This is a genomic window from Azonexus sp. GW821-FHT04F04 (assembly GCF_059420025.1).
In genome coordinates this window covers 389620-400432 of the sequence record NZ_JBWKSX010000002.1, presented here as the reverse complement: position 1 = coordinate 400432, position 10813 = coordinate 389620, and the positions used below count along the sequence as shown (strand labels likewise).

Here is a 10813-nt window from a genome sequence, read left to right as displayed (position 1 = left end):
GTCTACTCGGCGTAGGTCTTGGCGATGGTCATGAAAGTGGCGTATTCCCGAACGAAGGCGTCGACGATGTCTGGATCGAAATGGTTTCCTTTGCCATCGACGATGATGCGGTAGGCGTCGTCAAAGGAGAATGCCGGTTTGTAGACGCGTTTGCAGGTCAGTGCATCGAAAACATCGGCCAGTGCCATCAGGCGGGCAGCAATCGGGATGCTGTCCCCGATGAGTCCATCCGGGTAGCCGCTGCCATCCCACTTTTCGTGGTGGGAGCGGGCGATCAGCTTGGCGATGGCAAGAAATTCGACCGGTTTGTCGGCATCTGCTTCGGCTTGGGCAATGGCATTGCTGCCGAGTTCGGCATGGGTTTTCATGATTTCCCACTCTTCCGGTGTCAGTTTTCCCGGCTTGAGGAGGATGTGGTCGGGAATGCCGACTTTGCCGATGTCGTGGAGCGGCGCGGACTGGGCCAGTGCGTTGATGGTCCGTTCGTCGAGATAGGCGGAGAAACGCGGGTTGTCACGCAGTGCCTTGGCCAGGGTCAGGACATACTCCTGAGTTCGCCGAAGGTGCTTGCCGGTTTCCGGGTCGCGGGTCTCGGCCAGGCGGGCCAGCGCATGGATGCTGACTTCCTGAATCAACTGGTTTTCGCCCATGCGGCGAGCGACTTCGGCCTCCAGATAATTGTTCTGGTTGCTCAGGATGTCGCGCGCCTGTTTGAGTTCGAGTTGCGTGCGGATGCGGGCGAGGACAATGCTGGGCCGGATCGGCTTGGTGATGTAGTCCACCGCGCCGTGGTCGAGGCCACGTTCTTCGTCCTCCGTGCCATCCATGGCCGTGACAAAAATGACCGGGATGTTGCGCGTGGCAGGGGTGGCCTGCAATTCGGCGAGGACATCGTAGCCATCCATTTCCGGCATCATGACGTCGAGCAGGATGAGGTCCGGTGTCGGGCTGCCGAGCGCGATCTGCAGTGCGCGTCGGCCGGAGTTGGCGGCACGGACGCGATAGGCAGGTTGCAACAGCTCACCGAGGACGCTGAGATTCTCCGGGGTGTCGTCTACGATGAGAATGGTCGGCGGGTTGGCGCCCATTTTTGTCTCCTGTCGCCCGATCATGGCGAATTTCTCAGAATTATCACCTTGTGACCGGGAAAATGCTATGGCGGCAAACCCTCATCGGTTGCCTCGGGAGGGTTTTTGTCGTCTAGTCAGATCGCCCTTTGCGTTCCGACGATACGGTGATAGGTGGCAAAGCGCGTTTTATCGATCTTTTCGGCGTCGACCGCAGCAATCAGGGCGCAATCCGGTTCCCGGTTGTGGTTGCAGTCGCGGAAACGGCATTGACCGAGATAGGGGCGAAACTCCGGGAAGGCCTGTTCGATTTCCTGACGTTCGAGGTGGCCAAGGCCGAATTCCTGCAGGCCAGGTGAGTCGATCAGATGGCTATCGGCATCCAGATGGTAGAGCGTGGCGTGCGTCGTGGTGTGCTTGCCGGAGTCGAGGGCTTGCGAAATTTCGCGGGTGGCTGCCTGTGCCTCGGGGATCAGTGCATTGACCAGTGTTGATTTGCCCATGCCGGATTGGCCGACCAGTACGCTGGTCTGGTTGGCGAGGTGGGGGCGCAGTTCTTCGGCGTGTTCGAGGGCGGATAGTTCGAGGACGCGGTAGCCGAGGTTGGCGAGCACCGCCAGGCGTTGGCGGGCGGCTGGCAGCTTGTCGGCAAGGTCGCACTTGTTGAGGACGATGAGCGGCGTGATTTCCTCGCTTTCGGCTGCTATCAGGGCGCGGGCAATCAGTTCGTCGGAGAAGGCCGGTTCGGTGGCGACGACGATGACCAGTTGATCAACATTGGCGGCGATCAGTTTCTGGCGGATTTCGTTCGAGCGGTAGAGCAGGCTGCTGCGCGGCTGAATCGCCTCGATGACGCCCTGGTCGTCGGAGGTCTGCTTGATATCGACGCGATCACCGCAGGCGACATCGCTTTTCTTGCCGCGCGGGAAACAGGGCAGGCGTGAGCCGTCGGCCAGTTCGACCACGTACTGGCGGCCGTGCGCGGCAATGACGCGGCCTTCCATCAGTCTTTGAAGTGGTAGTACTGCTGGTTCAGATAGGCGGCAACTTCGGCTTCTTCTTCCGGAAACCAGCCAGCCTTGACCTGCGAGTTGCAGGTGGCGACGCGTTGCAGGACATCGAGCTGGGTCGACAGCAAGCGACCATCACGGGTGTACATCTTGCTGCCATCGCCGCCGTAGAGACGGACATGGCAGGCGACGCAGGCCTCGTCATGGCGTGCCTTGCCGACTTTCGGGTCGGCATTGCCCCATGGCTCGGCGGCCAGTACCGGCAAGGAGATCAGGGAGCTGGCAAGCAGTGCGTTGACTGTTTTCATGCGGGTTTCTCCTGAATTTGCAGGTGCGCGATGCGCTGCGCGGCCGGCGGGTGGGAATCGTGGAACAGCGAGTGTAACGGGTCGGGCGTCAGGGTTGAAGCATTGTCCTGATAGAGCTTGACCAGGGCGCGAATGAGGTCGCTGGCGGCGGCGTGTTGAGCGGCGTAGGCATCGGCCTCGAATTCGTGGCGACGGGACAGGTTGCTCATCAGCGGGCTGAGCGGAAAGGTGAACACCGGCATGACCAGAAAGAAAAGGATCAGCCCCAGCGCTGTGCTTTGGGCCGGTACGCCGAGGCCGGTGTAGAACCACGGGGCATCGATCAGCTGGCCGAGCAGCCAGAGGAAAGCGAGCGAGCCGGCGAACATGAGCACCATGCGCTTGACGACGTGCTTTTTGCGGAAATGGCCGAGTTCGTGGGCGAGCACGGCTTCGACCTCGGGCGGTTCGAGGCGGGAAAGCAGGGTGTCGAAGAAGACAATGCGCTTGGTGTTGCCGAAGCCCGTGAAATAGGCGTTGCCGTGGCTTGAACGCTTCGAACCATCCATGACGAAAAGGCCGGATGAGCGGAAGCCGCAACGGGTGAGCAGGGCTTCGATGCGCGATTTCATTTCGCCGTCTTCGAGCGGTGAGAACTTGTTGAAGAGCGGCGCAATCCAGGTCGGGTAAACGAACATGATGAGCAGGTTGAAGCCGCTCCAGAACAGCCAGACGTAAAGCCACCAATACTGGCCCATGGCGCCCATCAGCCACAGAACGGCGGTGATGACAGGGGCCCCGATGGCGATGCCAAGCAGGGTTTGCTTGAGCAGGTCGGTAACGAACAGGCCGAGGGTCATCCGGTTGAAGCCGTGCCGTTCTTCGATGACGAACTGGCTGTACAGCGAGAGCGGCAGATCAATCAGGCCGGAAATGACCATGACGCTGAAGATCATCGCCAGACCGTAGGAGAGGTCGTCCAGGCGGAGTGACCAGAAATCGTGCAGGGCAGCGAGGCCGCCACCCAGGGTGAAGGCCAGAAGCAGCACTGCCTCGATCAGCGTGCCGACAATGGCCGTTTTGCTGCGGTCGACGGTGTAATCAGCCGCTTTTTGATGCGCCGTCAGGGCAATCCGTTCGGCGAAATCAGCCGGCACGGCATTGCGATGGGTGGCGACGAAGCGGATGTGGCGCAGCTTGAGCCACAGGCGGACTGCCACGGTCAACCCGAAAAAAAGCAGAAAAATGAAAGTGAAGTCAGGTGTCACGGATGGGGGACCAAAGCTGTGCGAAAATCGCGGTTTTCAAGGATTCGGGCAATTATATGGCAGGCACTGCAAACAACCTCGTCTGGCTGGACATGGAAATGACCGGTCTGAACCCGGATGGCGACCGCATCATCGAAATGGCCATGGTCGTCACCAATTCGGAGCTCGAAATGGTCGCCGAATCGCCTGCCTGGGTTGTCCATCAGAGCGATGAAGTTCTGGCCGGCATGGATGATTGGAACCAGAAAACCCACGGACGTTCCGGTCTTATCGACAAGGTCAAGGCGTCGACGATGAATGAGGCTGAAGTCGAGGCCGAGGCGCTGGAATTTCTGAAGAAATATTCGCTGGCCGGTCACTCGCCGATGTGCGGCAACTCGATCGGCCAGGATCGCCGTTTCATGGCCCGCTACATGCCGACGCTGGAAGCCTTCTTTCACTACCGGAATCTCGATGTCAGCACCCTCAAGGAACTGTGCAAGCGCTGGCAGCCGGAAATCTACAAGGGCTTCAAGAAAAAGAGCAAGCACACGGCGCTGGCCGATATTTACGAGTCCATCGACGAAATGAAGTATTACCGCGAGCACTTCCTGAAGGGGTAATCGTTTTTTCGGCGCTGTCGTCAGCGCCGGAAAAGACGGAAGGTTTCCTTGCGATCGCCGGGGCGGTTGCCTTCCCAGACCTTGGTCCACTGGCCATTTGGCGCTGATAGCTCACGGCGGGTGTCGCCAACGACCAGCAACCAGTTGCATGCCTGTCCAGCCTTTGACTCTTCGGCCGACGGTTCGATGCCGACGAAATAGGACAGCGAAGCGAGCTGGGTTTCATTCAGTTTGCGCTCGGCCAGGCAGCCATGATCGGCCGGCAATGCCTGGGCTATGGCTTGGGCGACCGGGCGATAGGACTTGTTGAAATCGAACCATGGCATGATCAGCGTCGTCGCCAGCAACCAGAGCGTCGTGCAGCCCAGGGTCCAATGGGTCAGGCTGCGGTAGGGAGAGCGCGGGGCTGTGATGATCAGCCAGATCCACCAGGCCGTTGCCGCCAAGCCGATAACCAGCGCCAGCAGATCGAAGTGTCCGGTGAAGCCCGGGCGCAGCACCAGGGCCCGCTTGGCCATCTGTCCCGGCCAGCCGAGAACCATCGCCGACCAGCCCAGCCAGACGATGCCGACAAAGACACTGAAGGTCGACATCGCAAACCAGTCGAAGGCATTGGCCGAACCGCGGCGCAAGGCCAAGGCACCGGGCGTGGCGAGAAGTGCCAGCGGTGGCAACAGCAGCAATGCGGGAATTTGCCGTGGGCGGTAGGCCCAGGCCAGCAACAACAAGGTAATCAGGAAAAATGCAAGGGGCAGCAACTGCTCGGCTGACTTCAGGTTCTTGCGCCTGATCCACAGCGTCCATCCGGCGAGCGGCAGGGCAGGGAAAGCGAACCAAGGCACCATGGCAAGAAAGCGGCCGCCGCCAGCGAGCGAAAAAGGTGTTTTGAGCGGCGCCAGTTCGGTAGCCAACCAACCGTGGAAGCGGCTCGGCTCCAGATTGAGCAGCAGCAGTGGCCACGGCAGAATCAGGACAGTGGCCAGGGCAAGGCCGATGAGCAGGGTGTGCAGGGCTTTCGGGCGATCCGGAGACAGCCACCAGGCGATGGGGGCCATGGCCAGAAGCGGCAATGTCGGCGCGATGCCGGTACCAAGCAGGCAGCCGGCTACTGCGAGGCCGTAGAAAATGCCGGTCAAGCGTGGTTTTCGGCCAATCGTGGCGAGCGCGCCAAGGCCTCCCGCGTAGGCGGCAAGTGCGATCAACATCGGCTGCGCATCGTGGGCGTGGAAAAGTAGGCCGGCGCAGCCGGCAAGCAGTAGCGGGCTGGCTGCTGCGCTTTCTTCGCCGTATAACTCGCGACCGGCGTAGTAGAGCCCCATCAGTGCCAGCGCAACCCAAATGCCGCTGGCCAGGCGCATCGCTTCGTGCAGCGGCAGCAGCCAGCCGAACAGCTTGCCGGTCAGGGCAGCGCTCCAGTAATAGAGCGGTGGTTCGTGGAAAGGGCGGCCAGCCAGGTCGGGCGATAGCCAGTCGCCAAAGTTCAGCATGTGCCAGGCGGCGCCGATGTGGATCGCGTCCTCACCCTTCCACGGATCGCGGCCGAACAGTCCGGCCAACACGTAGAATGCCAGGATCGCGGCGAGTACCCAGCCGGCGGGAGGCAGGCGAATGCCGCGACGCAGCGTATCGCGAATCATGGAGAGGGGATCAGACATGTCAGCCAGAAATGAAAAAGGCAGCCATAAGGCTGCCTTTTATACCGTAATTCGGGCAGATCAGGCAGCAGCCTTGCCGCGCATCGCGCCGAATTTCTGGTTGAAGCGTTCGACACGGCCGGCGGTGTCGACGATCTTTTGCTTGCCGGTATAGAACGGGTGGCAGAGCGAGCAAACTTCGACGTGAAGCGCCTTCTTCATGGTCGACTTGGTCGTGAAGGTGCTGCCACAGGAGCAGGTCACCTGAATCTCGTTGTAATCCGGATGGATATTGGCTTTCATCTTTAGTCCTTAAGTCAAGCGACCGGCGGATGTGGCCGATCTAGTAAGCCGGTCATTATCGTTGAATAGTTACCGGCTTGCAATATATATATTAGCCGCGACGCATGGCGTCAAAAAACTCCTGATTGCCCTTGGTCGATTTGACCTTGTCGAGCAGGAATTCCATCGCTTCGAGATCGTCCATCGGGTAGCAAAGCTTGCGCAGAACCCACATTTTCTGCAGCACGTCGGGTTTGAGCAGCAATTCTTCGCGGCGGGTGCCGGAGCGGTTGACGTTCACTGCCGGGTACATCCGCTTCTCGGCCATGCGGCGGTCGAGGTGGATTTCCGAGTTGCCGGTGCCCTTGAATTCTTCGTAAATGACCTCGTCCATACGCGAGCCGGTATCAATCAGGGCCGTGGCCAGGATGGTCAGCGAGCCGCCTTCCTCGATGTTGCGCGCAGCGCCGAAGAAGCGCTTCGGCTTCTGCAGGGCGTTGGCGTCGACGCCACCGGTCAGCACCTTGCCGGAAGCAGGCTGAACGGTGTTGTAGGCGCGGGCGAGACGGGTGATGGAGTCGAGCAGGATGACGACATCCTTCTTGTGTTCGACCAAGCGCTTGGCTTTTTCGATGACCATCTCGGCAACCGCGACGTGGCGGGTGGCCGGTTCGTCGAAAGTCGAGGCAACGACCTCACCCTTGACGGTGCGGGTCATTTCGGTGACTTCTTCCGGGCGCTCGTCAATGAGCAGGACAATGAGGGTCACTTCCGGATGGTTGGCGGTGATGGCGTGGGCGATGTTCTGCAGCATTACTGTCTTGCCAGTCTTCGGCGGTGCGACTAGCAGGCCGCGCTGGCCGCAGCCGATCGGCGCGACCATGTCGATGACCCGGCTGGTAATGTTTTCTTCCGACTTGATGTCGCGTTCGAGTTTCAAGTGACGCGTCGGATGCAGCGGCGTCAGGTTCTCGAACATGATTTTGTTTTTGTTGGCTTCCGGCGGGAATCCGTTGATGCGGTCGAGCTTGGTCAGTGCGACGTAGCGTTCGCCATCCTTCGGCGTACGAATTTCGCCTTCGACGGTGTCACCGGTGCGCAGGTTGAACCGGCGGACTTGCGACGGGGAGACGTAGATGTCATCCGGGTTGGCGAGGTAGGATGTGTCGGCGGAGCGCAGGAAGCCGAAGCCATCCGACAGTACTTCCAGTGTGCCATCTCCGTAGATGGTTTCGCCATTCTTGGCCTTGGCTTTCAGGATGGCGTAGATCAGCTCCATCTTGCGCATGCGGTTGGCGTTTTCGATGGCTAGTTCGGTAGCCATGTCCAGCAATTTGCTGACGTGTAGTGTTTTTAGTTCGGAAAGTTGCATGTAGGAGTGTGTGGCGCCAGTAAATTATGGGCCGGGCTGCTGCCCGAAACCGGGGCGCAAGAGCTTGGGAGCTTTTGGGTGGGGAGTGATGCGTGGGCTCTGGGCCGGAGGCATCTGCCTGAAGGTGCAGGACGCACCTTCAGGGCGGGAGACTACGGAGATTACAGGTTGCTGTCAATAAAGGCAGCGAGTTGCGACTTGGACAGTGCGCCAACCTTGGTTGCTTCGATATTGCCGTTCTTGAAAATCATTAGCGTCGGAATGCCGCGGATACCGTACTTGGCAGGGGTTGCCTGATTGTCATCAATGTTGACCTTGGCCACCTTGAGCTTGCCGGCGTATTCGGTTGCCACTTCGTCCAGGATCGGAGCGATCATCTTGCAGGGGCCGCACCATTCTGCCCAGTAGTCGACGAGAACGGGTTGCTGCGATTGCAGCACTTCCGCTTCAAATGTGTCGTCGGTTACGTAATGGATGTGCTCGCTCATGGTTGCCTCATGGGATGGGTGAAACGAATGGGTAAGGTTGCGCCGGAGTGGCGACGTGAATGTTGCGTGATGCTAGCGAAAAATGAAGCGCTAGGGAAGCATCGGTGTCAGGGTTTAAGTAGATTGGCTAGTTCGACTGCGGTTTTCACCTTCATTTTGTCGAAAAGGTTGGCGCGATGCACCTCGACGGTGCGCATGCTGATGTTCAATTCGTCGGCGATAACCTTGTTGAATTTGCCAAGCAGAACAAGTTCCATGATTTGGCGCTCGCGGGTGGTTAATGTCGAAATTCGTGCTTTTACCGAGTCGACCGTGGCATTTGCCGCTCGCTGGCCCGCATCGAGTCCCATTGCTTCCTCAATGCGAGTAGCCAGTTCATTGTCGTTGAGCGGCTTTTCGAAGAAGTCGAAAGCGCCTTTCTTGAGCGTGCTGACGGCGAGCGGGACATCTCCGTGACCCGTGAGAAATATTACGGGCAGCATCGATTTTCTTTCAAGCAATTGATCAAAACAATCGAGGCCGCTAATGCCGGTCATCCGCATGTCAAGGACCACGCAGCCACTGGTGGCGGGTGTCCAGGCAGCCAGGAAGCTTTCTGCTGAGTCGTAGGTGGCGTAGGGAATGCCGCGTGATTTCAGCAACCAGGCCAAGGCGTCGCGAATGGCATCGTCGTCATCAACTAGATGGGCTTGGGGGGCGTTCATGCGGCTTCCATAGGCAGGGTGAAAATAAATATCGTACCGCTTCCGGTTGGCGATTGCTGGTTGTCTTCAGCCCACAATCGGCCGCGGTGAAATTCGATGATGGAGCGGCAGATCGACAGCCCGATTCCCATGCCTTCTGGCTTGGTAGTGAAAAACGCGGTGAACAACTTGTCGCGGATTTCCGGCGAGATGCCGCAGCCTCGGTCACTGACGCTGACATGCAGTTCGCTGCCGCTGATTTCGGTCGCAATATGCAAGACGCGGTCGGCTTCATCGTTGCTGGCCATCGCTTCCATGCCGTTCCTGATCAGGTTCAGAAGGACTTGCTCGAGCATCAGTCGGTCAGCCGGGATCGGCGGTAGCGACGGGATTTCGCATTCGATCCGGACATGCCGCTTGCGCGCCTCAGCTTCGACGAAGCCGAGGCAGTCTTCTATGACTTCGCCGAGCAGACAGGGGGCGCGTTTGGGTTCGCTTTTCCGAACGAAGTCGTGGACGCGGCGAATGATTTTGCCAGCGCGCTGGGCTTGCACCCCGATTTTTTCGAGGGCCGGCAGAATTTCTTGTGGTGTGACCTTGCCGCTGCTCAGCAAGTTCTGGCAACCCGTGTTGTAGCTCGCGATGGCAGCAAGTGGCTGATTCAACTCATGGGCCAGGGTGGATGCCATTTCGCCCATGGTGACCAGGCGAGACGTGAATTGCAGTTGTTCCTGTTGCTGGCGAGCCAACTCTTCGGCGTGTTTACGTTCAGTTATATCAAGCACCGAGGCCATCCAGCCGGTATGTCTTCCACTGCCATCAATTAGCTTGGCTTCATAGACAAGAGCCTGGAAGCGCTCCCCATTTTTGCGCATGAAGGTGATTTCGAAGCCATCCGGTGGTGCCTCGCCGGCCAGAACCGTCTGGTGCATGGCATAGGTTTCTTCGAGCTGTTCTGGTGCCCAATAGGGCATGGGCGGTGCCTTGTTGACCAGTTCAGCTGCACTGAATCCGGTCATTCTGCAGAAGGCGGGGTTAACGTAGATGACGCGTCCAAGCAGGTCTCTAGCGCGCATGCCGACGGTCAGCGAATCCTCCATGGCGGCCCGGAAGGCGTGCTCTTCGCGCAACGCGTCCTCCGCAAGAGAGCGTTTTTTCATCAGGTCGCGGACCAGCCACAAACTCCAGAAGACGCCAGCGGCGAGCAATATGATGGCGGCGACCAGCAGGCGTTGTAGTGAGTTATCCGGGGCGTTGTAGTTTGTTACCCGGAGCAGCAGACCGGAGCCAGGCGGGTCGAAGGGGATTTCGTAGCTCTGGCTGCGATTGCCGGAAATATGGGTTTTTGTGGCGAATTGGAGATCGTTGTCGTCGACAATCTCGACTTTGTATTTCTCGGTAAACCACCATGGCACCTGATTGGCGAGGAGGGTGTCCAGTGGATACAAGAGGACGAGCATGCCTGTTATGCGACGCTCATTGAAGACGGGAACGAGCAGCTCGACGAAGGCGCGTTTTCCGTCAAGAAAGAAAGGTTCGGTGTATTGCCGTTTACCCAGCCGGCTGGCTAATTCGAAAGCCTTGGCTGTGACGGAGGGGCCGAATGATTCGATTTCGCTATCCGGTGGCGTTGTGGTCGGCAAGGCGTCAAGCACCTGTCGGGCGGCATCCAGCCAGAGTACCTGGGCAATATCCGGCGAGTTTTTCAATATGTGCTCGGCGCGCAGCCGGAACAGCTTCTGGCGATTGGTCGAGTTGGCCATGTCCAGCGCCAGCTGCTGCATTTGTTCTTCGTTGCCGTCGAGGTGGAAACGCAGATTCTGTTCCAGCCAGAGCACGTCCTTGATCAGGGCTGAGCGTTCTTCTTCCACTTCGTTGCGGTGCAGCAGCCAGATCAGGGTAAGCACGGCGACGAGTAACAGGACGATACCCAGCTTGGGCAGGGCCAGCAGCCAGCGTAGCCGGCGCGAACTGCCGGGCGGGATCGGAAGCGTGTGATTCATTTGCAAAATGGTACACCACGTTTTTTCGGGCCGGTTGATTGTGGCTTTCCACAATTCGGATATCCACAATGGCCGCCCGATATCGTGTTGGAGATACTGCGGCCCGTTTTCTGGAAT

11 protein-coding genes are annotated in these 10813 nt (G+C 58.9%); 1 reads left to right on the top strand and 10 read right to left on the bottom strand.

Features of this window, described 5'->3' with window-relative positions; all coding sequences use genetic code 11:
• Positions 1–2: 2 nt before the first annotated feature.
• The 4 genes from AC07TV_RS07285 to AC07TV_RS07270 form a co-directional block, all read right to left on the bottom strand.
• On the bottom strand, positions 3–1088 hold the full coding sequence (locus AC07TV_RS07285) for a response regulator (RefSeq protein WP_494647730.1): 1086 nt from the start codon (positions 1086–1088) through the stop codon (positions 3–5).
• 116 nt (positions 1089–1204) lie between these two features.
• Positions 1205–2071, bottom strand: coding sequence for a ribosome small subunit-dependent GTPase A (rsgA, locus tag AC07TV_RS07280; RefSeq protein WP_494647729.1), 867 nt, complete (start codon positions 2069–2071; stop codon positions 1205–1207).
• On the bottom strand, positions 2071–2385 hold the full coding sequence (locus tag AC07TV_RS07275) for a cytochrome c (RefSeq protein WP_494647728.1): 315 nt from the start codon (positions 2383–2385) through the stop codon (positions 2071–2073). The genes rsgA and AC07TV_RS07275 overlap by 1 nt, the downstream gene beginning before the upstream one ends.
• Positions 2382–3584, bottom strand: coding sequence for a M48 family metallopeptidase (locus AC07TV_RS07270; protein WP_494647727.1), 1203 nt, complete (start codon positions 3582–3584; stop codon positions 2382–2384). The genes AC07TV_RS07275 and AC07TV_RS07270 overlap by 4 nt, the downstream gene beginning before the upstream one ends.
• A 104-nt stretch (positions 3585–3688) precedes the next feature.
• On the opposite strand from AC07TV_RS07270, the gene orn reads away from it, so the two are divergent.
• Positions 3689–4234, top strand: a complete 546-nt coding sequence (gene orn / locus AC07TV_RS07265; RefSeq protein WP_494647726.1) for an oligoribonuclease — start codon at positions 3689–3691, stop codon at positions 4232–4234.
• 20 nt (positions 4235–4254) lie between these two features.
• Here the strand turns inward: orn and AC07TV_RS07260 are convergent, their stop codons facing one another.
• From AC07TV_RS07260 to AC07TV_RS07235, 6 genes are all read right to left on the bottom strand, one after another.
• On the bottom strand, positions 4255–5889 hold the full coding sequence (locus tag AC07TV_RS07260) for an ArnT family glycosyltransferase (protein WP_494647725.1): 1635 nt from the start codon (positions 5887–5889) through the stop codon (positions 4255–4257).
• Positions 5890–5949: 60 nt separating this feature from the next.
• A complete protein-coding gene (gene rpmE, locus AC07TV_RS07255; protein WP_117608274.1) occupies positions 5950–6171 on the bottom strand; it encodes a 50S ribosomal protein L31 in 222 nt (73 codons plus the stop codon).
• Positions 6172–6262: 91 nt separating this feature from the next.
• On the bottom strand, positions 6263–7522 hold the full coding sequence (gene rho, locus AC07TV_RS07250; protein ID WP_494647724.1) for a transcription termination factor Rho: 1260 nt from the start codon (positions 7520–7522) through the stop codon (positions 6263–6265).
• A 161-nt stretch (positions 7523–7683) separates the two neighbouring features.
• Positions 7684–8010, bottom strand: a complete 327-nt coding sequence (gene trxA, locus AC07TV_RS07245) for a thioredoxin TrxA (protein ID WP_226400708.1) — start codon at positions 8008–8010, stop codon at positions 7684–7686.
• A 107-nt stretch (positions 8011–8117) separates the two neighbouring features.
• Positions 8118–8714 carry a response regulator transcription factor gene (locus AC07TV_RS07240; RefSeq protein ID WP_494647723.1) on the bottom strand — a complete coding sequence of 199 codons (597 nt, stop codon included), beginning with the start codon at positions 8712–8714 and terminating at the stop codon, positions 8118–8120.
• Positions 8711–10696 carry a sensor histidine kinase gene (locus AC07TV_RS07235; RefSeq protein ID WP_494647722.1) on the bottom strand — a complete coding sequence of 662 codons (1986 nt, stop codon included), beginning with the start codon at positions 10694–10696 and terminating at the stop codon, positions 8711–8713. Before AC07TV_RS07235 ends, AC07TV_RS07240 begins: the two co-directional genes overlap by 4 nt.
• Between the last annotated feature and the right edge of the window lie 117 nt (positions 10697–10813).